The organism is Streptomyces sp. NPDC127595 (genome assembly GCF_042671685.1).
Lineage (GTDB): Bacteria > Actinomycetota > Actinomycetes > Streptomycetales > Streptomycetaceae > Streptomyces.
Genome location: NZ_JBHXWK010000010.1, coordinates 146,192 through 170,192 on the forward strand (window position 1 = coordinate 146,192; position 24,001 = coordinate 170,192).

20 protein-coding genes and 1 riboswitch are annotated in these 24,001 nt (G+C 68.0%); of the genes, 13 read left to right on the top strand and 7 right to left on the bottom strand.

From position 1 onward, the window contains the following. The first annotated feature begins 407 nt into the window (after positions 1 to 407). Together ACFVKT_RS29135 and ACFVKT_RS29140 are read left to right on the top strand one after the other, a co-directional pair. Positions 408 to 1,271: an esterase/lipase family protein gene (locus ACFVKT_RS29135; RefSeq protein WP_385736946.1), complete on the top strand. Its 864-nt coding sequence runs from the start codon at positions 408 to 410 to the stop codon at positions 1,269 to 1,271. Between the two features lie 298 nt (positions 1,272 to 1,569). Next, the gene (locus tag ACFVKT_RS29140) at positions 1,570 to 3,141 is read left to right on the top strand and encodes a peptidoglycan DD-metalloendopeptidase family protein (protein ID WP_385736948.1); all 1,572 of its coding nucleotides are present in this window, start codon (positions 1,570 to 1,572) and stop codon (positions 3,139 to 3,141) included. Positions 3,142 to 3,248: 107 nt separating this feature from the next. Here the strand turns inward: ACFVKT_RS29140 and pcrA are convergent, their stop codons facing one another. Continuing rightward, positions 3,249 to 5,744, bottom strand: a complete 2,496-nt coding sequence (gene pcrA, locus ACFVKT_RS29145) for a DNA helicase PcrA (protein WP_385736951.1) — start codon at positions 5,742 to 5,744, stop codon at positions 3,249 to 3,251. A gap of 480 nt (positions 5,745 to 6,224) precedes the next feature. Continuing rightward, positions 6,225 to 6,396, top strand: a riboswitch (cyclic di-AMP (ydaO/yuaA leader). A gap of 7 nt (positions 6,397 to 6,403) precedes the next feature. Between pcrA and ACFVKT_RS29150 the strand changes: the two genes are divergently transcribed. After that, the gene (locus ACFVKT_RS29150) at positions 6,404 to 7,561 is read left to right on the top strand and encodes an NlpC/P60 family protein (protein WP_385736954.1); all 1,158 of its coding nucleotides are present in this window, start codon (positions 6,404 to 6,406) and stop codon (positions 7,559 to 7,561) included. A gap of 142 nt (positions 7,562 to 7,703) precedes the next feature. Continuing rightward, positions 7,704 to 8,690 carry a tellurite resistance/C4-dicarboxylate transporter family protein gene (locus ACFVKT_RS29155; RefSeq protein ID WP_385736957.1) on the top strand — a complete coding sequence of 329 codons (987 nt, stop codon included), beginning with the start codon at positions 7,704 to 7,706 and terminating at the stop codon, positions 8,688 to 8,690. A 225-nt stretch (positions 8,691 to 8,915) separates the two neighbouring features. On the opposite strand, the gene ACFVKT_RS29160 is transcribed toward ACFVKT_RS29155, so the two are convergent. Continuing rightward, complete coding sequence (locus ACFVKT_RS29160; protein WP_385736960.1) at positions 8,916 to 9,269, bottom strand: hypothetical protein; 354 nt, start codon at positions 9,267 to 9,269, stop codon at positions 8,916 to 8,918. Positions 9,270 to 9,671: 402 nt separating this feature from the next. Between ACFVKT_RS29160 and ACFVKT_RS29165 the strand changes: the two genes are divergently transcribed. Then, the gene (locus tag ACFVKT_RS29165; protein WP_385736963.1) at positions 9,672 to 10,739 is read left to right on the top strand and encodes an NlpC/P60 family protein; all 1,068 of its coding nucleotides are present in this window, start codon (positions 9,672 to 9,674) and stop codon (positions 10,737 to 10,739) included. A gap of 33 nt (positions 10,740 to 10,772) precedes the next feature. Here ACFVKT_RS29165 and ACFVKT_RS29170 read toward each other — a convergent pair whose 3' ends face one another. Together ACFVKT_RS29170 and ACFVKT_RS29175 are read right to left on the bottom strand one after the other, a co-directional pair. Further along, positions 10,773 to 11,555 carry a LuxR C-terminal-related transcriptional regulator gene (locus ACFVKT_RS29170; RefSeq protein WP_385736966.1) on the bottom strand — a complete coding sequence of 261 codons (783 nt, stop codon included), beginning with the start codon at positions 11,553 to 11,555 and terminating at the stop codon, positions 10,773 to 10,775. Further along, on the bottom strand, positions 11,552 to 12,883 hold the full coding sequence (locus ACFVKT_RS29175) for a PspC domain-containing protein (protein WP_385736969.1): 1,332 nt from the start codon (positions 12,881 to 12,883) through the stop codon (positions 11,552 to 11,554). The genes ACFVKT_RS29170 and ACFVKT_RS29175 overlap by 4 nt, the downstream gene beginning before the upstream one ends. Before the next feature lie 175 nt (positions 12,884 to 13,058). Here ACFVKT_RS29175 and ACFVKT_RS29180 point away from each other — a divergent pair, with 175 nt between their 5' ends. The 7 genes from ACFVKT_RS29180 to ACFVKT_RS29210 all read left to right on the top strand — a co-directional run bounded on the left by ACFVKT_RS29180 (position 13,059) and on the right by ACFVKT_RS29210 (position 19,591). Beyond that, the gene (locus ACFVKT_RS29180) at positions 13,059 to 14,480 is read left to right on the top strand and encodes a PspC domain-containing protein (protein WP_385736972.1); all 1,422 of its coding nucleotides are present in this window, start codon (positions 13,059 to 13,061) and stop codon (positions 14,478 to 14,480) included. After that, on the top strand, positions 14,467 to 14,703 hold the full coding sequence (locus ACFVKT_RS29185; protein ID WP_385736975.1) for a hypothetical protein: 237 nt from the start codon (positions 14,467 to 14,469) through the stop codon (positions 14,701 to 14,703). Before ACFVKT_RS29180 ends, ACFVKT_RS29185 begins: the two co-directional genes overlap by 14 nt. A 180-nt stretch (positions 14,704 to 14,883) precedes the next feature. Continuing rightward, positions 14,884 to 16,431 (top strand): recombinase family protein, encoded by a 1,548-nt coding sequence (locus ACFVKT_RS29190; protein WP_385736978.1) that lies wholly within the window; start codon positions 14,884 to 14,886, stop codon positions 16,429 to 16,431. Between the two features lie 329 nt (positions 16,432 to 16,760). After that, complete coding sequence (locus tag ACFVKT_RS29195) at positions 16,761 to 16,970, top strand: hypothetical protein (protein ID WP_385736981.1); 210 nt, start codon at positions 16,761 to 16,763, stop codon at positions 16,968 to 16,970. Then, positions 16,954 to 17,481, top strand: coding sequence for a DUF6879 family protein (locus tag ACFVKT_RS29200; protein WP_385736984.1), 528 nt, complete (start codon positions 16,954 to 16,956; stop codon positions 17,479 to 17,481). The genes ACFVKT_RS29195 and ACFVKT_RS29200 overlap by 17 nt, the downstream gene beginning before the upstream one ends. Then, a complete protein-coding gene (locus ACFVKT_RS29205; RefSeq protein ID WP_385736987.1) occupies positions 17,478 to 18,308 on the top strand; it encodes a helix-turn-helix domain-containing protein in 831 nt (276 codons plus the stop codon). The genes ACFVKT_RS29200 and ACFVKT_RS29205 overlap by 4 nt, the downstream gene beginning before the upstream one ends. 692 nt (positions 18,309 to 19,000) lie before the next feature. Then, positions 19,001 to 19,591: a recombinase family protein gene (locus tag ACFVKT_RS29210; RefSeq protein ID WP_385736990.1), complete on the top strand. Its 591-nt coding sequence runs from the start codon at positions 19,001 to 19,003 to the stop codon at positions 19,589 to 19,591. 1 nt (position 19,592) lies between these two features. Here ACFVKT_RS29210 and ACFVKT_RS29215 read toward each other — a convergent pair whose 3' ends face one another. Both ACFVKT_RS29215 and ACFVKT_RS29220 read right to left on the bottom strand, forming a co-directional pair. After that, entirely contained in the window at positions 19,593 to 20,129 is a 537-nt protein-coding gene (locus tag ACFVKT_RS29215; RefSeq protein WP_385736992.1) for a DoxX family protein, read from the bottom strand. Positions 20,130 to 20,679: 550 nt separating this feature from the next. Then, positions 20,680 to 22,029, bottom strand: coding sequence for a hypothetical protein (locus ACFVKT_RS29220; protein WP_385736995.1), 1,350 nt, complete (start codon positions 22,027 to 22,029; stop codon positions 20,680 to 20,682). A gap of 198 nt (positions 22,030 to 22,227) precedes the next feature. On the opposite strand from ACFVKT_RS29220, the gene ACFVKT_RS29225 reads away from it, so the two are divergent. Next, positions 22,228 to 23,109, top strand: coding sequence for a DUF4429 domain-containing protein (locus tag ACFVKT_RS29225; protein ID WP_385736998.1), 882 nt, complete (start codon positions 22,228 to 22,230; stop codon positions 23,107 to 23,109). A gap of 61 nt (positions 23,110 to 23,170) precedes the next feature. Here the strand turns inward: ACFVKT_RS29225 and ACFVKT_RS29230 are convergent, their stop codons facing one another. Beyond that, the gene (locus ACFVKT_RS29230; RefSeq protein WP_385737001.1) at positions 23,171 to 23,965 is read right to left on the bottom strand and encodes a class II aldolase/adducin family protein; all 795 of its coding nucleotides are present in this window, start codon (positions 23,963 to 23,965) and stop codon (positions 23,171 to 23,173) included. Positions 23,966 to 24,001 lie beyond the last annotated feature (36 nt).

The following is a 24,001-nucleotide window of genomic DNA, read 5'->3' on the forward strand; positions in this document are numbered from 1 at the left end:
GACAGCGGGGAGCCAGACCCGTACGAGGACGACGAGGACCGAGGACCCCGCCGCACACCGGAGGAGCCCACCGTCGCACAGCCGGCGACGGCAGGAATTCACGTCACCCCGACGGAACGGACCCCCGTAGCGTCACCGGCGCCCCACGCGCCACAGACGCACCGTCGCGACACCACCGACACCGGCCGAACGACCGCCGAGCCGAACCCGGCCCGGCGTCAAGTCGGGATCGACCTCGGCGCCAAGCCGGGATCAACCCCGGCGTCGAGCCAGGACCGGCCCGGCCTCGACCCGGCACCCGGCCGGGCTCGAGCCGACGTCGACCGTGCCACCACCGGCATACGCGACTCTCCATGAGTGCACACGGGGGACAGAGCTGCCCTCCGTGTGCCGACAGGAGGTCGGCCATGAAGGTCACCAGGGCAGCGTTGCCTTTTCTTCCCCTCTGCCAGCGTCTGTTTCCGAGCAAGCTGGCAGGACTCTCGATGGTCCTCCTCAAGGCGACGGCGCTGGAGATCGCGATCCTCGCCGGGCACCTCCTCCTCTACCCGACGGGCATGGCCCAGGAGCGCCGCGCCACCCCCACGCCCGCCTCACCGGACGCCACCCGGCTGCCCACGGAGGCCAAACCCCCGGTCGTCCTGCTGCACGGCTTCATAGACAACCGCTCGGTCTTCGTCCTGCTGCGCCGCAACCTCGCCCAGCACGGCAGGCAGCACATCGAGTCCCTCAACTACTCGCCGCTGACCTGCGACATCCGCCCGGCCGCGGAGCTGCTCGGCCGGCACATAGAGGAGATCTGCGAGCGCACGGGGCAGGACCGCGTGGACATCGTCGGGCACAGCCTCGGCGGACTGATCGCGCGTTACTACGTGCAGTGCCTCAGCGGCGACGCCCACGTCCGCACCCTCGTCACGCTCGGCACACCGCACTCGGGAACGCGCGTGGCCCCGTTGATGAACGCGCACCCGATCGTCCGTCAGATGCGCCCGGGCTCCGAGGTGATCGAGGAACTGCGCGGGCCCGCGCCGGGCTGCCGTACGCGTTTCGTGAGCTTCTGGAGCGACCTCGACCAGCTCATGGACCCGCTGGAGACGGCCTGTGTCGATCACCCCGACCTGCTCGCGCAGAACGTACGGGTGAGCGGTGTCGGGCATCTCGCCCTGCCCGTGCATCCGGCCGTCGCGACCGGCATACGGCAGGCGTTGGACAGCGAGGAACAGCCAGCCCTGGCCGCCGTCCCCGCCGGGGGCAGCCTCACGGTCGCCTGACTCTCACCGCGTAGAGCAAGTGGAGTTCGGGCCCACAGCGAGCCAAGAGCCGCCCGACAGCAGGGCCAAAAGTCGCCCGACAGCCGACCGAGAGCGGGCTGACAGCGGCCGGACAGCCCTCCAGAATCGAACGCCGGTCGAACGCCAGGCCAAAGCCGTGCCCGCCGTCCCCCGAAACACCGCCGAATGCCCGTTTCCTGCGAGGGGGAAACCTGCGGAAGATTGTCGCGCCCGCGTACTGCCGGGTACAGTCACCGCACTGCTCTGCCAGCCCCTGTTGTCGGCGAAAGAGAAGTTGGTGAACGACCGTCCTCTGTCGGGGATTGCCACTCCCCCGGCCCCGGCTTCCGATGCCGCCTCGACGCCTTACGCGTCGTACGGCGGGCAGGATGCCCAGTACGGCGACTTCACCACGTACGACAGTTACCCCGCCACCGGTTTTGAAACGGGCGCCAACGCCACCTATGCGACCGGGCACTTCGAAACCCCGGCCTTCGAAACGGCGAGCTTCGCGACCGACCCCCTCTTCGGCGACATGCCGGGCGACGGCACGGGCTCGTACGACGCCACGCAGTGGAACACCGGCGGCCACCAGACACAGGGCACCGGCAGCCATCAGACGCTGAACTACGACCCGTACGCGGCGCAGCACCAGGCCGCCTACGACACGGGCAGCTACGAAACGACGACGTGGGCGGCCGGTTACCAGCAGCTCGCCGACGTACCCGCGCAGCACCCCAATGCGGACGCCTCGGGCCAGTGGGACGCGAACGCCTGGCTACACCCCGAGCAGCCGGCCGACCAGACCCAGCAGTGGAGCGCACCCACCCAGGACACGGGCGCGTACGACGCCACGCAGTGGAACAGCGCCGGTGGCCACGACGCATACGAACACGAACAGCCGCAGCCCGAGTCCTACGACCATCAGCACCAGCCCGAGCCCGAACCCCTCGACCAGCAGGCGACCGCGACCTTCGAGCAGGTCCAGTACGAGCAACCCGCCGCCGCGGAGGACGAGTTCGAGAGTCAGGCCGACAGTGGCGACACCGGCGACGAACCCGAGACACCGCTGCTGCTCGACGACATGGAAGAAGTGATCCCGGCCCCGCGACCCGTGTCGCGGTCCGCCGCCCGCTCCCGTCGGCGCAGCCCCGCGAAGCGTTCCGCGCTGCTGACCGTGGCCGTTCCCTCGGCCTGTGTGATGGGGGTCGCGGGGATCGCCGCCGCCTCGGTGGTCAGCGTCGACGGGGACGAGAACAAGGACAAGACGCTCAGCGCCTCCGCGGCGACCGAGGTGCAGCCGTCCGCCGCGAACAGCAAGCTGGACACCCAGCTCGAGAGTCTCTCCGCGGGCGCCGACGACTTCGCCGACCGGGCGAGCCGCACGCAGGAACGTATCGACCTCGAAGCCGAGCAGGAAAGCCAGCGGAAGAAGGCGGCGGAGGCTGCTGCGACCAAGGAGCGGCTGCGCCCGAAGTTCGCGCTGCCGGTCGCGCAGCACGGACTCAGCGCCTACTTCGGTCAGGCGGGCGTCAACTGGATGTCGATCCACACCGGCGTCGACTTCCCGGTTTCGTACGGCACGACGGTGATGGCCGCGACCGACGGGACCGTCCGGACGCAGTGGAACAGCGCGTACGGCAACATGATGATCGTGACCGCGATGGACGGCACGGAGACGTGGTACTGCCACCTCTCCAGCTACCAGGTCGCGTCCGGCACGACCGTGAAGGCCGGCGACCCGATCGCGAACTCCGGGAACTCCGGCAACTCCACCGGCCCGCACCTGCACTTCGAGGTCCGCCCGGCAGGCGGCTCGGCGATCGACCCGCTGTCATGGCTGCGCAGCCACGGCCTGGACCCGACGTAACCACCGGGCCCCACTCCTAGCCTGGACCCGACGTAGCCACCGGGCCCCATTCCTAGCCTGAGCCCGACGTAACCACCGGGCCCCGCCCCTCACCCCCGCCTACGTACCTACAGCTTCTCCACCGGCGCGTACCGCAGCAGCAATCGCTTCGGCTTCGGTTCTCCGAAGTCGACCGTCGCCTCGGCGTTCGCGCCCGTGCCCTTCACCTCGACGACCGTGCCCAGGCCGAACTGGTCGTGTGTGACCCGGTCGCCGACCGCCAGGGACACCACCGGCTTCTCCGCGATACCGCGTCGCGTCGCGAACCCGGAGGCACCCGAGGCGGCGGAACGCGAGCGGGAGGCCGACAGCGACGACGACAGTGAGGCGGCGACGCCCGACACGGGGCTCGTCGAGGCGGGACCCATCGCACCCGTGCGCTTCCACTCCAGGTGGGCGTCCGGGATCTCCTCCAGGAAGCGGGACGGCGGGTTGTACGAGGGCTGCCCCCACGCACTGCGCAGGGACGACCGCGTCAGATACAGCCGCTCCCGCGCGCGCGTGATACCGACGTACGCGAGGCGCCGCTCCTCCTCCAGCTCCTTGACCTGGCCCAGCGCGCGCATGTGCGGGAAGACGCCGTCCTCCATGCCCGTCAGGAACACCACGGGGAACTCAAGGCCCTTGGCGGTGTGCAGGGTCATGAGGGTGATGACGCCGTTGCCGTCCTCCTCGTCGGGGATCTGGTCGGAGTCGGCGACGAGCGCGACCCGCTCCAGGAAGGCGGAGAGCCCGGCCGGGGTCTCGCCCTCGCCGGTCTCCTGCTCGAACTCCAGGGCGACGGCGGCGAGTTCCTGGAGGTTCTCGATCCGGGTCTCGTCCTGCGGGTCGGTGGAGGCCTGCAACTCCGCGAGGTAGCCGGTGCGTTCGAGTACGGCTTCAAGGACGGTGGCCGGACCCGCGCCCGACTCGACGATCGTCCGCAGGTCCTCCATCAGCGTGTTGAACCGCTTGACCGCGTTCGTGGAGCGGGCCGCCATGCCGTACGCCTCGTCGACCCGCCGCAGTGCCTGCGGGAAGCTGATCTTCTCGCGCTGTGAGAGGGCGTCGATCATCGCCTCGGCGCGGTCGCCGATGCCGCGCTTGGGAACGTTGAGAATCCGGCGCATCGGAACGGAGTCCTCCGGGTTGGACAGCACCCGCAGATACGCGAGGACGTCCCGGACCTCCTTGCGCTCGTAGAAGCGGACGCCGCCGACGACCTTGTAAGGCAGGCCTACGCGGATGAAGACCTCTTCGAAGACACGGGACTGGGCGTTCGTACGGTAGAAGACCGCGACATCGCCCGCCTTGGCGTCGCCCGCGTCGGTGAGACGGTCTATCTCGTCGGCGACGAACTGGGCCTCGTCGTGCTCGGTGTCGGCGACGTAGCCGGTGATGTTCGAACCCGCGCCCGCGTTCGTCCACAGGTTCTTGGGGCGGCGGGATTCGTTGCGCTCGATGACCGCGTTGGCCGCGCTGAGGATCGTCTGGGTGGAGCGGTAGTTCTGCTCCAGGAGGATCGTCACCGCGTTCGGGTAGTCCTCCTCGAACTGGAGGATGTTGCGGATGGTGGCGCCGCGGAAGGCGTAGATCGACTGGTCGGCGTCGCCCACGACGCACAGCTCGGCGGGCGGCAGGTCGTGCTCGCTGGGCGGGACGTCCACGGGGTGCTCGGAGGTGCCGACGAGTTCGCGCACCAGGGCGTACTGCGCGTGGTTGGTGTCCTGGTACTCGTCGACGAGGACGTGCCGGAAGCGGCGGTGGTAGTGCTCGGCGACGTCGGGGAAGGCGCGGAGCAGGTTGACCGTCGTCATGATCAGGTCGTCGAAGTCGAGCGCATTGGCCTCGCGCAGCCGCGACTGGTACATCGCGTAGGCCTGGGCGAGGGTCTTCTCGAAGCCGTCGGTGGCCTGGGCGGCGAAGTCCTCCTCGTCGATCAGCTCGTTCTTCAGGTTGGAGATCTTGGCGCTGAAGGACTTCGGCGGGAAGCGCTTGGGGTCGAGGTCCAGGTCACGGCAGACCAGGGCCATGAGCCGCTTGCTGTCGGCGGCGTCGTAGATCGAGAACGACGAGGTGAAGCCGAGCCGCTTGCTCTCGCGGCGCAGGATCCGGACGCACGCGCTGTGGAAGGTCATCACCCACATGGCGTTGGCGCGCGGGCCGACGAGGTGCTCGACGCGCTCCTTCATCTCGCCCGCGGCCTTGTTGGTGAAGGTGATCGCGAGGATCTGCCCGGGGTGGACATTGCGCTCGCCCAGCAGATACGCGATCCGGTGCGTGAGCACGCGGGTCTTGCCGGAACCCGCGCCGGCCACGATGAGCAGGGGCGAGCCGGAGTGCACCACGGCCGCCCGCTGGTTCTCGTTCAGCCCGTCCAGGAGCGCGGCCGCGTCCACGACGGGGCGCGGGGCGCCGTCGCGGTAGTACGCGTCCCGGCTCGGCGGCACGTCGAAGCGGCCGCCGAACAAGTCGTCCGGAAGCTGCTCGGCCGCCCCGTCCTCGGGCGGGGGCGGGGGCTCTTCCTCATGCGCCCCCGAGGGCTTGAGGTCCGCCAGGAAGCTGTCATCAAAGAGGCTGCTCATCGCTCTCCGAGTCTAGGCGGCCCCACTGACACCCCGCCGCCACCCCGAAAACTCGACCGGAACTCGTGACGGCGTTCAGCCGGAACTCGTGACGGTGCCCAGCCGGAACTCGAGACGGCGCTCAGCACCGGAGGGGCTTCCCGGACCCGACGACCCTACGGAACCACACCGACACAGCCTGCGACCAGCGCGACAAAGGACTGGCACCTGTCCGCCGTACAAGATCCCGCTGCACGAGTTCGCCGCGACGCCCGACCGGGAACAGCCCCCCACCGCGACCGCCCGAAAGAGACCGAGGAAACCACCCCTCCGCACAACTCACCCGATACCCATCCGAATTGACGACGGGCGACGAACCTCATGACTAAGGTCACGAAAACGTATCGGGCATTTCGAACATCAACCTTCACAGAAGCCGCACGAGTTGGCTAGCGTGCTGACCAGGCCGCCCGACCCCCACCGGCGAACGTCGCCGGGCCGCGGTGGCCTCCGCCGAATTCGGTGCGCCCTCGTGGCAGCCGGAACCGGGGACCCACCGAACTTGGGGTGAATCGGTCCAACTGCCTTGTCGGGCATGGACCGTAGGGCAACCCTTCCGAACCACCCGCCCGAACCCGACAGCTAACCCGGTAGGCGGATGATGGAAGGAGTCGCCTCCCTTGGCGTCGCAACGCAAATGGTTCTCGGGATCGCGCGTGGCGGGTACGGCCCCCGCTCTAGCCACGGCGGCCCTCACTTCGGTGGCCCTGCTCTCCCAGACGGCGAACGCCGCGCCCTCTGAAGAGCCCAAGCCGAGCCTCGAAGAGGTCGAGAAGAAGGTCGACGCCCTCTACCGGCAGGCTGAGTCGGCCACCGACAAGTACAACGCGGCCAAGGAGAAGACCACCAAGCAGCGCAAGAAGGTCGACACCCTCCTCGACGACGTCGCCCAGCGCGCGGAGAAGCTCAACACCGCGCGTGAGGAGCTGGGTTCGTACGCCGCGGCGCAGTACCGCACCGGGGCCGCGGCACCCGACACCGCCTCGCTCCTGCTGGCCGACAATCCGCAGGACTACTTCGACCAGACCCAGCTGATGAGCCGTCTGACCACCCGCCAGAAGGCGGCTGTCGATGACTACGTCACTGAGCAGGCCGCTGCCACCGAGAAGCGCACGGAGGCGTCCCAGAGCCTGGAGACGCTGACCACGTCGCAGAACGCCCTTCAGGCGTCCAAGACCGACGTGCAGCAGAAGCTCGCCAAGGCGCGCGAGTTGCTCTCGCAGCTCACCGTCGAGGAGAAGGCGCGGCTCGCCGCGATCGAGGAGGAGCAGCGCAAGGCGGCCGAGCGCAAGGCGGCGGAGCTGGCGCAGCAGCAGGCAGCCGCCGACGCCGCGGCGCAGGCGGCCCAGGAGTCGTCGTCGAGCGCGACGACCGGCATCTCCGGGTCGGCCACCACCACCACCACCGACGCCGCGTACGCGACGAAGGCGGCCAAGGCCCTCACGTTCGCCCGCGCCCAGGTCGGCAAGCCGTACGTCTGGGGCGCCACGGGCCCCGGCTCGTACGACTGCTCGGGCCTCACCCAGGCCGCCTGGAAGGCCGCCGGAGTCACCCTCCCGCGCGTCACCTACGACCAGGTGACCGCCGGCACGACCGTCTCCCTCGCCGACGCCCAGCCCGGTGACCTGGTCTTCTTCTACGGCGACGTCAGCCACGTGGGCCTCTACATAGGCAACGGCATGATGATCCACGCCCCGAAACCGGGCGCGTACGTCCGCGAGGAGTCGATCTTCTACGACGGCGAGTCGGCCATCCACAGCGTGGTGCGGCCCGCGTAACGCATCGCCCGCACGACATCTTCCGCGGGGCACGCACGCGTGGAGCACGTTTTCGTGCTCCACGCGTGCGTGCCCTGCGTTTTCATCCCCCCACGCGCGTGCCCCGCGGGCAACCCGCCCGAAGATCCTTAGCATCGGGCCCATGCCAGCCCTCTCCCAGCTCCGCGCCTGGTGGGCCGAGCGGCCGCCCGCCGCCGGTGCCGCCGTCCTGGCGACCGGCATCATCTCGGTCGGCTTGCAGCTGACCGGCTACGAGACGCTGTCCCGTGCCGCACTGGCCCTGGCGTCCGTCGCATGGCTCGCGCTCGCCGCGGACTTCGCCGTACGGCTGGTACGGGACCGGCCGCGCTGGGCGACGGAGGCGAGCACGCTCCCCGGGCTCACCGCCGTCGCGGCGACGACGGTCCTCGGCACGCGGGTGTCCGCGCTGGGCTGGCAGGAGGTCGCCGAGGCGCTGCTGGCGCTGTCGGCCGTGCTGTGGCCGGTGCTGCTCTTCTCCGTCGTACGGCACTGGAGTCGTCGTATGCCGGGCGGGGTGTTCCTCGTGTGCGTGGCCACACAGGGGCTCTCGGTGCTGGGCGCCACGCTCGCCGCTGCCGTGGGCGCGGACTGGCTCGCGCATGCCGCGCTGGTGCTGTTCTGGCTCGGGATCGTGCTCTACGGGGTGGCGTTCACGCACTTCGACATCAGGGAGGTGGTGACGGGCGCCGGGGACCACTGGATCGCGGGCGGTGCGCTGGCCCTCTCGGCGCTGGCGGGGGCCACGCTCGTCGCGGCCCACAACGTCGACGCGTATCTGTGGAACGACGACGACAACGGCGTCCTGCGCGCCGTCACCACCGCCCTGCTCGTCCTGGCCCTCGCCTGGTACTGCGTCCTGGCCGGCGCGGAACTGGCCCGGCCGCGCCTGCGCTACGACGTGCGGCGCTGGGCGACCGTGTTCCCGCTGGGGATGACGGCGGTGGCGGCCCTGGCGGTCTCGAGCGCCCTCGATGTCTCGTGGCTCGACGGGCTGGGAGAGGTGCTGCTGTGGATCGCGGTGGCCGCCTGGCTGACGGTGGCGGCAGGAGCCGTCAGGTCCACGACACCGCGCCGAGCCGGAGGCCTCAGGTCCACGCCACCGCAGTGAACCGGAGCAGCCTTCAGGTCCACAGCACCGCGACGAACCGGAGCAATCTTCAGGCCCACAGCACCGCGACGAACCGGAGCAGCCTTCAGGTCCACAGCACCGCGACGAACCGGAGCAGCCTTCAGGTCCACAGCACCGCGACGAACCGGAGCAATCTTCAGGCCCACAGCACCGCGACGAACCGGAGCAGCCTTCAGGTCCACAGCACCGCGACGAACCGGCCCCTCACGTCCACAACACCGCGATGAAGATGTTCGCCGTGGTCAGCAGCCCGACGAGCCCGAAGAGCCCCTTCTCCACCTTCTCGTCGTCGCGCTTCACGTAGACGAGCCCCAGGATCACGATCAGCAGTGCCAGCTTCACGCCGATCTTGATGTTGTTGACCGGCTGATCGTCCGCCTGGTTGAGGCCGACCAGCACGACACCCGTGACCAGCATGGTCAGCGCGCCGTGCAGCATCGCGGGGACGAAACGGGCCGTGCCCCGGCCCATCGCCTTCATCTGGGTGAGGAATCCACCGAGGAGCGAGGCGATGCCGATGATGTGCAGGCCGACGAAGAGATGGATGAGTACGTCCATGAGGCCGGAGCCTATTCGTGCACCCTGGTCCCTCTTGTCACCGGGCCACCCCATGTAACCCATAGCACCGGCACACGTCTGGTTGTCCCGGATTCGCTGCATCGGTCATCACACTCTGTGAAGTCGGTGCCACCGGACTGGAATTATGGTCATTTGCGGTCATCGAGTGATCCACTGGCGCCAATTGTGCACATGGCGTTACCGAGACATCACGCTCAGGTTTAGCGTCCTCCACCAGGTGCCCGGATCCCCGTCGCCGCCCGGGCCAGGGGCGGCAACCGGTCACCCCGCCGAGAAGGTCCGGCGGCGGCCCGCTCCCCCTGTGTGGGCCGCCGCCGGACGCGTAACCGCTGGACCGCCCGGGCTCCGTTCCGGCGGCCGTACGGAAGGATGTGGGCCCTCGTGGCAGCGCACCGCAAGCCCAAGCAGCGCTCGCTCGGCGGAAGCAAGGCCCGCACAGCCGCGACGATCGCCCTCGCGGGCGCGGCGACGGCCACCGCCTTCGACGGGACGGGATACGCCGAACCCCAGTTGTCGACGGCGCAGGTGAAGGCCAAGGTCGACAAGTTGTACGAGGAGGCGGAGGTCGCCACCGAGAAGTACAACGGGGCCAAGGAGAAGGCCGGCAAGGCGGCGGACCGGCTGGGCATACTCCAGGACGAGGCGGCCCGCAAGGAGGAACGCCTCAACTCGGCCCGCGACGCGCTGGGGGCGATCGCCGCCTCGCAGTACCGCAGCGGCGGCCTCGACCCGGCACTGCAGCTCGCGCTCTCCGACGATCCCGGTCAGTACCTGGAAGGTGCCGCGTTCGCCGAACGGGCGGGCAGCAGGCAGGCGGCGGCCGTGGAGCAGGTCCGCCAGCAGCTCCGGGAGATCGCGCAGTTGCGCGGAGCGGCGCACATCGAGCTGGCCTCGCTCAAGTCGCGGCAGGCGGAGCTGAAGCGGCACAAGAAGACGGTCAACGGGAAACTCGCCGCGGCCCGGCAGCTGTTGAGCCGTCTGAGCGACGAAGAACGCGCCCGGTTCGGAGAGACGGGAGACTCGGGCGACCGCGCCTCACGCTCCTCGACGCGGGACCTGACCGACCCGGTGGCCCCGGCCGGTTCCGTCGCCGCCCCCAACTCCCGCGCGGCAGCCGCCGTCTCGTACGCCTACGGGAAGCTCGGCAGCCCCTACGTGTGGGGCGCCACCGGGCCCGACGCCTTCGACTGCTCCGGCCTCTCCCAGGCCGCGTACCGCGCCGCGGGCATCGCGCTCCCCCGGACGACCTACGCCCAGATCAACGCCGGCCGCCGCGTCGCACGCTCCGAACTCCTCCCGGGCGACCTGGTGTTCTTCTACTCGGGCATCAGCCATGTGGGCATCTACGTGGGCAACGGCCAGATGATCCACGCCCCCAACCCGAGCGTGCCGGTGCGGCTGGCTCCGGTCGACCAGATGCCGTTCGCGGGGGCTGCCCGGGTGGCGTGAGGGCCGCCCCCAACCGTCGTCCGCGTCCTCGGCTCACACCAGGCGTCGCGCTGTGGCCCACCGGGTCAGCTCATGGCGGTTGGAGAGCTGCAACTTCCGGAGTACCGCCGAGACATGGGACTCGACCGTCTTGACGGAGATGAACAGCTGCTTGGCGATCTCCTTGTACGCGTAGCCGCGGGCGATGAGGCGCAGGACCTCGCGCTCGCGCTGGGTGAGACGGTCGAGGTCCTCGTCGACCGGCGGGGCGTCGGTCGAGGCGAACGCGTCGAGGACGAAGCCTGCCAGGCGTGGCGAGAAGACTGCGTCGCCGTCCTGGACACGGAAGATGGAGTCCACGAGATCCGTACCGGTGATCGTCTTGGTGACATAGCCCCGGGCGCCGCCACGGATCACCCCGATGACATCCTCCGCGGCGTCCGACACTGACAGCGCGAGGAACCGGACCGGCTGCTCGGCGTCTGCCATCAACGGAGCGCAACGGCGCAGCACTTCGACACCACCGCCACCCGGCAGATGCACGTCGAGCAGCACGACCTCGGGCCGCGTGGCCGTGATGACCGTGACCGCCTGGTCGACGTCCGCGGCCTCGCCGACGACCTCGACTCCGGTCCGCTCGGTCTCCCCGATCTCGGCCTGGACTCCCGTACGGAACATGCGGTGGTCGTCGACGAGCACCACCCGCGCGTGACGCCCACTCCCCGCAGCGGCCGGTCCGGCCGCGGTCTCGGCCTCTCCGGACGCGACGGCGGCCGAAGGGGTCTCCTCCGCACCGGCAGAACTGCCGGACTCCACAGGCCCGTTCGTGTCACTCATGACGTCCTCTCCGCCCTCTCCATCTCCAGCTCGACCTCCGTGCCGCCGTCCGGCACCGCGCGCAGCCGCGCCGTACCGCCGTTGCGCTCCATGCGGCCGATGATCGATTCTCTGACGCCCATGCGGTCGGCGGGTATCGCGTCGAGGTCGAAGCCGGGGCCGCGGTCGCGGACGGACACGAACACCGTCGTGCCCTCGACTTCGGCGAAGACCTGTACCGCGCCACCCTCGCCACCGTACTTGGCCGCGTTCACCATCGCTTCCCGCGCGGCCTGCATCTGCGCGGAAATGCCGTCGTCCAGGGGGCAGTCGCCGACGACCACGACCTCGATGGGGACGCCGTGCTTGTCCTCGACCTCCGCGGCATTGCGCCGGACCGCCTCGGCGAGGGTGTCGGGCTCCTCCGCCTCGTCCTTCCCCGTGCCCTCCGGTTTATAGAGCCAGGTGCGCAGGTCCCGCTCCTGGGCGCGGGCCAGGCGCCGCACCTCGTTCCCATTGTCCGCGTTGCGCTGGATCAGGGTCAGGGTGTGCAGCACCGAGTCATGGACATGGGCGGCGACTTCGGCCCGCTCCTGGGCGCGGATACGCATCAGGCGCTCCTCGGAGAGGTCCTGTGTCATGCGCACGAGATAGGGGCCGGCCAGCAGCGCTATGCCGACCAGGACCGCGAGTGCCGCCTGGAGGACGGAGCCGAGGTGGGCGGCCGAGCCCTGGAGGACGAATATTCCGGACACCCCGGTGGTGACCAGCAGGACGCCCGCCGCGGAACGCAGCAGCGTAAGCGTGCGCCGGCGACGGCCGACCTCGACCCAGCGGGCCCGCCGCGCGTTGTCCGCCTGGCGCCAGACCAGCGCGACGCCCGCGCCGACGAGCACGGTCGGCCAGAGATACGCCTTCGCTCCGCCGCCCAGGTTCACATTGCCGACGAAGACCATGGCCACGACGACCATGAGGAGCAGCGCGACGATCTGCCCCTTGTCCGGCTTGCGGGCCACGAGTCTGCGGCGGCCGTCGGGAGCGGTCTCGGTGGAGAGGCCCGGCGTACGCCCGCCGGCTCCTCCCACCCCGCCGACGCCGAGCGGCACGAAGAACCAGAACGCGGCATACAGCAGCGCTCCCAGCCCGTCCGCCATGAACAGGCCGACGAACGTGAGCCGCACCCAGACCACCGGCAGCCCGAGATGCCCGGCGAGCCCTCGCGCCACGCCCCCGAGCCAGCGTCCGTCGCTGCTGCGGTAGAGCTTGCGCGGGGGCCGCGGGGCGTCCAGGGGAATCGCTGCGGCTTCCGGCATGCCATCGATGTTCACACGCCCGGCGATCCCGGGCATCAGGGTCGACCCCCGAGACTCCCCTGATCTTCGAGAAGCCGATGTCTGATCTTCGAGAATCCGGTGCCCGATCTTCGAGGACCCGGCGTCTGATCGCCCCCTCAGGGCCGAAATCAGGGTCCGGCCAGGGTCATCCCGACTGCCGTCGCGCCTCCCCGCCCGTCACCATGGACGCATGACAGACCACCAGCACGCGGCGGCGGAGCCGGACCCCGCCCGCGGCCCGGCCGCCCCGCCCCCGGGCCCCGGGTGGCGGGCCGCCGTGCCGCCCGCCACGGATGAGGAGCCGCGCGCGCACGAGGACCAGGTCACGACCGGGCCGGCGGCGACCGCACTCGGCACGCCCGCCAAGTTCCGCCGCGACCGGCGGCACAAGATGCTGGGCGGGGTGTGCGCCGGGCTGGGGCGGCAGTGCGACATGGACCCGGTGATCTTCCGGATCGTGCTCGCGGTGCTCGCCGCGACCGGCGGCATCGGCCTCATCTTCTACGGCTTCGTCTGGCTCTTCGTGCCGTATGACGACGACGAGGAGAACGAGGTCCGCAAGCTGTTGACCGGCCGCGTGGACGGCCAGGCACTGACGGCCGTGCTGTTCGCCCTGGTGGGCTGCGGAGTGTTCCTCTCGATGCTGAACAACGGCGGGGTGCTGACCTTCGCCGTGGTCCTCGCCCTGCTCCTGGCGGGCGCGGGCTTCTGGTCGCAACAGCGCGGCGCCCCCGACCCCGACCCGCTCGCCGCCCAGGCCGTCGCCGACGCCCCGCCGGAGGCACAGGCACCGCCCGTCCCCGCCTCCTACCCCTCCTGGTGGCGCGACCCGATCGTCAAGGACGGCTCCCATGTGGGCGGTACCGGCTATCTGTGGGGACCACAGGAAGCACGGGACCGGGACGTGGCAGCGGCGCTCAACATCGCCCGGGGCACCAGCCGCCCGGACATACGCACGGCACAGCAGCCGAAGCCGGCCGGCCCGCGCTGGATCGGCGGCTGGGTCTTCGTGCTGGCGCTCATCGCGGGCATCCTCGGCACGAGCCTGACGTGGGAGGAGCACACGCTCGGCACCAGCCTGCAGACCGGCCTGGCCTGCGCGCTGATCGTGTTCGGCCTGGGTATCGCGATCAGCGCGTTCAAGGGGCGTACAGGCGCGGGCTCGATCTTCCTCGCGTTGATCACCGCGGGCCTGCTCGCCTGCTCTGCCGCCCTGCCGAAGGACATCAGCACCCACTGGGTGCGCACGAACTGGACGCCGTCCACCGTGGCCGCCGTACAGGATTCGTACGACCTCGGCACGGGCGTGGGCACTCTGGATCTGACGCGCCTCGACCTCGCGAAGGGCCAGGTGGTGGCGACGAACGCGGAGGTGGGGGCGGGCCAGCTCAAAGTGATCGTCCCGAAGGACGTGACCGTGAATCTGACCGTCGATGTCGGCGTCGGAGACATCCAGTTGCCGGGCGACGACAAGAAGGACGTGGACGTGGAGCCGGGCAGGCACAAGACCGTGACACTCGCACCCGTGACCGCCGACAAGAACGGCGGCACGCTCGACCTCGACCTCCAGGTCGGCATCGGCCAGGCGGAGGTGACCCGTGCGACGTCATGAGTTCCAGCCGGGAAAACTGGTCGCGGGTTGCTTCCTCACCCTCGCGGGCGTCATCTACGCCGGCGACGCGGGCGGCCTGTGGGAGACGCCGTGGTTCGCGATCATCCCCGTCGTCGCCTTCGGCCTCTGCCTCGCGGGCACGGTCGCCCTGGTGACCCACGCCGTACGCAGACGCCGCAGGTCACGCGGGGAGCCGGGGGCGGCGCCGGGCAAGGGAGGTTAGCCCGTCGGACTTCTCCCCCACGCCCGCGGAGGCGCTAGCGATAACCGCCGGACCGTTGCCTGCGCCTCGCCTTCAGCCCTGAGTCCAGGGAGAAGACCGAGGCGCCCGCCAGCACCAGGGGCAGCCAGGCCATCAGATAGATCAGGTCACTTACCTATTGCTGTTGTAGGGTCACCGTTCATGAAGCCTGTGCGTGTACTGATCGCCCTCAGGATCAGCAACGAGACCGATGCATCCACCTCGCTGAAACGACAGCTCCAGGACTGCACGGCCTACGTGAACGAGCGGCAGCATCTTGGGTGGCAGGTGGTAGGCGTAGCCAAAGACGCTCACATCTCCGCCACCAAGTCCCATCCCTTCGAGAGACCGGAACTCGGGGAGTGGCTGAACAACCGGGCTCCAGAATTCGATCTGCTGCTGTTCTGGAAGATGGACAGATTCGTCCGCAAGGTCGTCGACATGCAAGACATGATCAAGTGGGCGACTGCACACGGCGGCAAGGCCTTGGTTTCAGTCAAAGAACCTGTGCTCGACATGATCGGACCATTCCGGCACGTCATCATCGATCTGTTCGCGGCTATTGCCGAGACTGAAGCCCAGAACATCTCAATGCGGGTCAGGTCGTTCCAGAGCTACGCCAAGTCCAAGAACGTCTGGGCCAAGGGAGTACCACCCTACGGGTACGAGTCCTTCCGTGACACCGACGGAGCAATGAGACTTCGAGTCCGGGAGAATCAAAGGCAAGTAATTCGGGAGATGTACAAGCGAGTAGTCGAGAACGGAGACCATTATTCGACTATCTGCGACGACTTCAACACCAGAGGGCTCCCCTCCCCTGGGGGTGAGAGAATGTCGGATCGCCGAAAGAAGAACGGCTCATCTATTCCTGTATGGCGGAGCCGCACCATCACCAACATTCTGAGGTCTGAAACCGTCCTCGGCTGGAAGTGTGAGGAGGTGAAGATTCCCGGAAAGAAGTACGGGCTCTCTCAGCCTATCCTCACTTCCGAGGGGAAGATCCGGATGGCAGATCCAATTCTCACAGACGATGAATGGGAGAAACTCCAGCATGAGATGAACGGACGCCCCGGTGCCGCCCGTCGCTCCACAAAGAACACGACTGCCTACCGCGGAGTTGTACTCTGCGGAGGGTGCGGCAAGAACCTGTACCTCTTCAACCCGGAGCGACAGCAGGGCAAGCCGGTGTACCGATGCAATAAATCGGCAAATCGGGAGTCGTGCGGCAAGGGTTACGCCTTCCGGGCCGAGAAGGTAGAGGAGCTCGTCGAAGCGATGATCCTCGGAACCATCGGGGACTTCCCTATGCATGAGCGCCACTACGTCAAGGGCTCCAACAACTCCGAGAGGCTCCGGGAGATCGAAGAGTACGTAACGGAACTCCAGAGGTCCATACGCCCTGGAGGCAAGAACTCATCGGGATTCGCAAAGAAGGCCACAGAGGAAGAGATTGCGGCTCTCTACGAAGAACATGACTCTCTCGCAGCCGAAGGAGACAAGCCGGATAGGTACGAGTACCGGGACACCGGGGAGACCTTCCGTCACATGTGGGAGACGAACAAGGGCAATGAATCCGAGAGGACACGTCACCTGCTGAAGGCAGGAATCAGCATCCGGCTACACCCTCTCACCAAGGGGATCTCCAACACCACCGACTTCGGTGGAGAGGTGGACCTAGGAAACCGAAGTGAGCCATTCACTGTTCACTGACTCAGAGGGCATCCCTCTTGAGGGGGATGCTCACTAGTACTAATGACTCCTAGAGACTCTTTTCTTGGGGGGTATATACAACCCCCCACATAAATAATGTACGCGTCCTTTGTTAAGTTCCGGGACAGCAACCTGAGCATCTGAGAGCAGGGTCACACCGCGCACAGCCGACAGCGTCCCTCAGTGGACCGCAGAGGATGAGGGCACCGTGGTCAAAGATCGTTTATTCCGCATCGGGAATAGTTCGGTTCCGGCATGGACGAGGAACAACAGCCTACGTAGCGTCGATCAGCAAGAGCCCCAACAGGGGTCACAGACGAGGGGACACCATGGCGCGTGAGGAACTGACCCGTCTCACCGGCAAGTTCGACGGACCCAACTGCGATGACGACGACTGCCCGAACGTCTACCGCACGGCAAGCGGCTCCATCGTGGTCCAGGGGGACACGTCCTGCGCCTTCCAGCCGCCCGAGGGTGAGGCTCTGGTGGAAATCCCCGAAGCAGTGCTCAGGGAGGCCGTACGTGCTCTTGGATGGTGATGAGTGGCGCAGGACGTTCGACGCCTACGAGCGTGACGCATGGCGGTTCGAGGCCCAGCCCACGTACACCATGCCCAAGGAAACCGAGAACGTTGCCCGATTCCTTCGAGATGAACCCAAACCCACCGACCACAACTCACGCTGGCATGAACGCGTTCACGGCTACGTGACATCGGGGCGGACCATCGGGCGAGTACGGATCGTGCGCCAGCCATTGACGGACTACCAGCGATATCAATTCGCCTGGGGGATCCCCGGAAACATCCAAGCAGGGGAGGACATCCGAGTCCTGGACGTCACACACGATGACTACGGACTACCAATCCCGGGAACTGACTGGTGGATGTTCGACGAGACACGAGTGGTGCACCTCAACTTCCGACCTGACGGGACACAGATAAACCGGGAGTTGTTCGCTGGCAACATCACCCCGTATCTGGAGTGGAGACGCATAGCCCTGACCCACTCCGTACCGTTCTTGGATTACATGAAAGATCCGAGTGACGAGTGACGTTCGACCCTGAGCAGCTAGGACAGTCGAAGACTGATCTGGCAGAAATTCTCTGCGAGTTGCGCAAGCGAGCCGGTCTCACAGGGGATCGGCTCGCAAGGCGTTGCAACATGTCCCAGAGCCAGATCAGCAAGTTCGAGACCGGCAAGAAGACACCGAAGCTCGTGGACGTCGAACGCATCCTTCGAGCTCTGGACGCCCCTGCTGAACTAGTCACCGAGATCACTGCACTTGCTCGAATCGCAAACACGGAATGGCAGGACAAACGGTCTTCCTGGCGTAGGGGGATGGAGAAGCGTCAGGCGGAGTTGGCCTCACTGGAGTCCGAAGCGGCGGAGCTGAGATACTTTCTGCCAGCGATGATCACAGGTCTACTGGCGACACCGGAATACATCCGTGCCAGCCTGAGCCACACACCGGGCGACCCTTCCAAGACCGTGGCGAGAAAGCTGGAGCGTCAGGCCGTTCTCTACGACACAACGAAGACGTTCACGTTTCTCCTCACGGAACAGGCAGTCAGATGGGCGGTCGTTCCGCACTCTGCCCTGGCCGTTCAGATTGACCGCCTTGCGTCAGTCTCCCACCTTCCCAATATCCGCATGGGAGTTATCCCGATGGGGACGGTGATGCCGCGCGGCCCGATGAACACCTTCACCATCTACGACGATCGGTTGGCCACGGTCGAGAACTTCACCGGTCGCATGGTCTTTCGTGATCCCCGCGACATCTCTGAGTATCTTGCCGTCTTTACCTCGTTCGGGCGTCACGCTCTCTTCGGAGGTGAAGCAAGAGAACTGCTTGAGCAGTGCGCAGAACACTACCGATGATCTTTAGTCAGGAACGGGAATAATGATCGGCGTTGCTCGCCGACCGGTGGACCATGAATGGGTCACGAAACCGGGGAGGACTAATGGCGAGCGCACAGCAACCTCAGGGATACGGACTCACCGAACTGCCGCCAGAGCCAAGAGCGGTATCAGGATGCGGCATCTGTCTCGGCATCTGCGTACGGCGAAAGAATTCCCGATCGAGAGGCGACTACAGCGCCGTCTCCGATGCGAACGTCGAACTGCGCCAGCATCACACCAAGGCCCACAACTCATGAGCCCGAAGAGGGCAGTTGGGCTCTTCGACGATCGGCCCTTGATGACCATGCGCGTCTCCCGTGACTCAGGAAAGACCTGGGAGCCGGAACGAACGGTGTCCACGACGGACGATCTTCAACCCCTCATCACACTTGCTTGGCCTCCCTGCCAATGCACACGGTGCACAGAGCGCAGCAACTCCTGAAACCCGTACAGCATCGAAGGAACCTGCCCCTGCGGTCCCTGCGATGGATTCCCGCCACCATTACCCCCGGGTGCACGTCTCAGGACACAGCGAAGGGTGTCTCAGAAACCTTGGTTTGCGAGACGGTGGACGACGAGACCCACAGAGACCCCCAGAGGTGTTCAAAACCCGTCTCACAACCACTTGAGGCGGCTTGAAGTTTTGAGACGAGTTGTGAGACCCTCGGCGTGTGACGACGAACACCACTACCGGTCACCTCATCGGCTACGCCCGAGTCTCAACCGACGACCAGGAAGCACAGCTTCAGAGGGATGCACTCACCACAGCGGGATGCTCTCGGATCTTCGAGGACAAGGCATCCGGCAAGAACATCGATCGCCCTGAACTGACTGCCGTGCTCGACTACCTGAGGGAGGGAGACACTCTCGTCGCCTGGAAGCTCGACAGGCTCGGAAGGTCCCTCATAGACCTTGTGAGCATCGTGGACGGCCTGAGGGAACGTGGCATCGGTTTCAAGGTACTGACGGGGGCTCTCAGCGCCGTAGACACGACCTCGGCCGACGGCCGTCTCTTCTTCCAGATCATTGCCGCCATGGCGGAGTTCGAGCGCTCCCTCATCAAGGACAGGACGAAGGCCGGACTCGAAGCAGCCAAGGCACAGGGGCGCACCGGAGGCCGCCCCACGGTCATCACCGATGATCTCCTCACCGTGGCCAAGGCGAGGAAGGTCAAGGGCGAGAGCGTCAACGCCATAGCGAAGGCTCTGGGAGTGTCCAGGGCGACCCTGTACCGGCACCTGTCCGACCAGGAGCAGCTCTGACTTACCGCCAGGCCCCCACGTGGCCCCGTCCACGCCGTCGGCGCCTGATCAGGGCATCCAATGACCAGACGGACGCCCCAGTCAGCACAAGAGGTACCCAGCAAAACATGTACGGGAGGTCGTTGCCGTAGTAATACGGATCGGCGGCCCAGCTCACGGTCAGCCACAGGCTGAGGGAGATGAGGGCGCCGCCGAAGGCGGCGAGGCGGGCCAGCAGGCCGATCAAGGTGCCGATACCGACGGCGAGTTCACCGAAGGCGATGGCATAGCCGAAGCCGACGGGATTCTTCAGCGACAGGTCCACGAGGGCCGGGATCGCCGAGGAGTCCCGGACGGTGCGCATCATGTCGCCGATCGAGCCGGCGCCTGAGTCCGCCATGAACGCGCTGTCGGTGAGTTTGTCCAGGCCGGCGTAGATGAAGGTGACGCCGAGAAAGACGCGTAGGGGAAGCAGGGCGTATCGGGTGGCGGAGTCCCGCCAGTCCCGCCCCCCGTCGAGATAGGGGCTGGGGGTGTCCGTTCGCATACTGTGAGTCATCGCTCTCCGCCGCCTCTCGCCCGCGTTCCGTTGACCCCTCAACAGACCATACGTACGACAGCAGGCCCCCGCTCAAGGCTCGGGGTGCCCGTTTCCCTCCGCCCTCCAACGGGCGGGGCGCGATAGCCACCCGGTGCGTGTGTCGGAGGCGGTTTCTTCGCCCCCTCCGCCCCTACCCATCCCGTACCTGGGGGCTCCGCCCCCAGACCCCCCAACGCCCGAAGGGCTCGTCCTCAAACGCCGGACGGGCTGAAAGATCTCCCCCGGGCCAGAGGGATCGGGACGCCAATGCACCCTCAGCAAACGCCGGACGGGCTGAAAATCCCTCCCCCGCCCGGAGCCGAAAAGCAATGCTGCCGCCCCCGCCACCCGCAGCCGAACGACGACGGAAGGGGGCGTGCCGGTACGTCCAAATGCCCGTCGCGTACGTTCGCGTCACCGGACCCCCGCACCCTTGCCCGACGTCTGATCCGGCGGCGACGGGCGGGACGTACCGGCACGCCCCCGACCCACTCACCCGGACGCCCCACGGCACACGGCACACGGCCCCTCAGTCCGTCACATCGATCACGCACCGGTTCGTCTCGACCCCCGCAGCCGTAACCACCTGCACCTCCACCCGCCCGGGCTCCACATCCACCGGCACGGGCACGATGAGCACCGCGTCCGTGGGATTGCTGAACCCTCCGGGCACGGGAACCAACGGCACGTGGACGTGGACCGGCCCGATCCGGACCACCATCCGTGACAGCCGGTCCGCGGTCTGCGCGCCGGGCGGCACGAATCCAGCCCCCCGGATCTCGATGTCGTCCCCGGTGCGGATCGGCGCGTCGAGGTCGCCCGCCTCACGGGAGCGGACGACGGAGAGGATCACGGGCTTCCCGCCCTCGGCGTACTTGCCGGCGAGGTAGGTGGCGGCGGACACCAGGACCAGCAACGCCAGTCCCCACGGGAGATCCGGCAACTGCGAGGGCCGCCGGGCCAGCCGTACCGCCGCGAAGACCAGAGCGACCGCGACGATCACCACGTACTGGATGTCCGCGAAGGACCCCCGCCCGGAGTCGTCGGTCAGAAGATCGGACGCCCGCGGCCGATCCGCCCGTACCTTCTGCAGCCGTTGGCCCAGCACCCGCAGGCCCACCACCCGCCGCACCAGTACGGCGATCCCGCACACCACGGCGACGACGGTCACCACACCGGCGCCCCGGGCGAGTTCGAGACCGGCGATCAGTTCGTCGCGGGTGCCGTGTGCGGAGGCCGCCGCCAGCTGTCCGACGAGCACGAGGACGGCGTACACGACGAAGAGAACCCAACCCCCGGCCACCACACGCGAGGTGGAGAGACGGTTGTCCTCGCCGATGAAGGGAGCGAGTGCGCCTCCCCGCGCGCGGTGGAGATACCCCGCACCGGTCAGCGCCCCGCCCACCACAAGAGCCGCGAGCAGCCCGGCCGTCCGCGCGGCCGTCCACCCCGCGCCGATGGCGGTGAGCGCCTGCACCAGGAGCAGCGCGACGACAACTCCCCACACGACGAAGGCCGTACGCCGCCACAGCCGCCCGAGCCACGCCTGGCCGTCGACGCGCCCGCGCTCGGCGACGATGTCCGCGGCCTGGGTCAGTTCGTCCGAGACCCACTGGCGGGACGCGGACGCCGAGTGGGCGACGGCGACGGGCAGCCCTTGCCCGGACGCCAACTCGTCGCGCTTGGCGAGGAATGCGGCGACGGCACGCCGGTGCCCCTCGCGCGCGCCGTGCGGACAGTCCCCGCAGGTGCACCCACCGCCGTGTGTGCCCTGCCCGGACCCCAGCCCGGAACCCGGCCCGGCGCCGAACCCGTCACCGGACCCCGCGCCACGCCCCGCACCTCGCTCCGCGCCGTGTCTCGCCTCCTGCACCGCCACGTCCGCTGCCGCCTTCCCCGCGCCAAGAACTCCCTTGCGGCCAGACTTTCCGTACGCCTGACTGCCGTACAACTGCCTTACTGCTGCGCCGCGATGACAGCGCATTGTGCCGTACGAAACACGGCCCGCATCCGGCAGGTCTGGTCAGCGCGGGTGAAGCACAAGCGCCCGTGTTGACCCGGCTGCGAGAATTCGCGTATGGCCGAGATCATCCAGCGCGACGGGACCTGGGCCTTCGACGGCAACACGGTCAGGATCACGCCGGGACTGCATCGCTCCGTGCCGCTGTTCCGGCAGACGTACGGAGAGATCGCCGTTCCCCTGGAGGCTATCTCAGGGATCGTCCATGAACCCGAACGCAAGCGCGGGCGCCTGCGGCTGAGGCTGCGCGAGGGCGCCGATCCGCTCCTCCAGGCGACCGGTGGCAGGCTGCCCGACGCGGCCGACCCGTACCGGCTGGCGGTGGACATCGACCGTTCCGGGGTCGCGGAGTACGTGGCCGAGGAGATCCGCCGCGCGCTGCTGCTCGACCAGGTCCCCCAGGAGCCGGCGAAGACCTACCTCCTCCCAGGGCCGCCGGTCCCGGTCTCCGTCCGCTCCAGCGACGGCACGGTGTCGTTCGACGGCACGCAGGTGCGGATCGACTGGGCGGACACCTCCGACCGGGTCAAGCGGGCGACGGGTCCGCGGATCATCGCCGTGAGTGACCTCGTGCAGGTCGAGTGGCTGCCCAACTCCGGCTACGAGGACGGCTTTCTGCGCTTCGTGACCGGCGAGACCGTCTTCTCCAAACTGCCGACCGAGAAGGACCCGTACGCCCTCGATCTGTGGGGCAGCACCCGCCGCGACCTGCTCACGGCGCTCGTCGCCACCGCCGTCACGGCACGCCTGCCGCATCCCTCCACCCGCACGGGCGAGTACGTGGACGGCCCGCGACCGGCGTCCTCCGTCCCGCCACCGGCCGACCACCACGACGTACTCCTGCGCCGGCTGCGGGAGTTGGGCGAGCTGCACCGCGACGGCGTGCTCACGGACGAGGAGTTCGCGGCGACGAAGGCGGCCGTGCTCCGGGGATTCTGAGCCCCCTCCGGGAACCCCCTGCAAAACCCCCTCCGCGAACCCCGCGAATCCCTACGAATCCCTACGAAAGAAGATCCGGCTCGCTCCGGCTGATGTCCTGCCACAACGGCTGGTAGTTGATCCACGCGACCAGATCGCCGCCGAGCTGTTCCCGCGTGGCGACCGCCTGCTTGTGGTCGATGAGGACCGGCCGGCCCGCGGCCCGCGCGATGAGCTGTACCTGGCTCGACCGTTCCATGGACATGAACCACCAGGTCGCCGCGTCCACCGAGTCGCCGACCGTCAGCAGCCCGTGGTTGCGCAGCACGAGGGCCTTGCCGGTGCCGAGCGCGGCGGCGATCCGGCGGCCCTCGTCGGCATCGACGACGACACCGGTGTAGGAGTCGTACAGCGCGTGGTCCTCGTAGAAGGCGCAGCTCTCCTGGGTGATCGGGTCGAGCAGGTCGCCGAGGGCGGACAGGGCGCGCCCGTGCACGGAGTGGCAGTGGGCGACGGCGACGACGTCGGGGCGTGCGGCATGGACCTGGGCGTGCACGGTGAAGGCCGCCTGGTTCACGTGGTAGCTGCCGTCGATCACCTGCCCGTCCTGGTTGGCCATGACGAGGTCGCTCACGGTGACGTGCTTGAACGGCATTCCGAAGGGGTTCACCCAGAAGCAGTTGCTGTACTCCGGGTCGCGCGCGGTGATGTGACCGGAGACCCCGTCCTCGAACCCGAGCCGTCCGAAGAGCCGCAGCGCCCCGGCCAGCCGCTCCTTGCGGTGCCGCCGCTCGTCGTCCATCGACTCGTGCATCGGCGGCATGGCGAACCGCAGCCGGTCGGTGGGTAGGGGCAGGGGCGGGGTGGGCCCGTGCATATGTCCTCCAGCGGGCGTGTCCGGTACGGAGCGGAA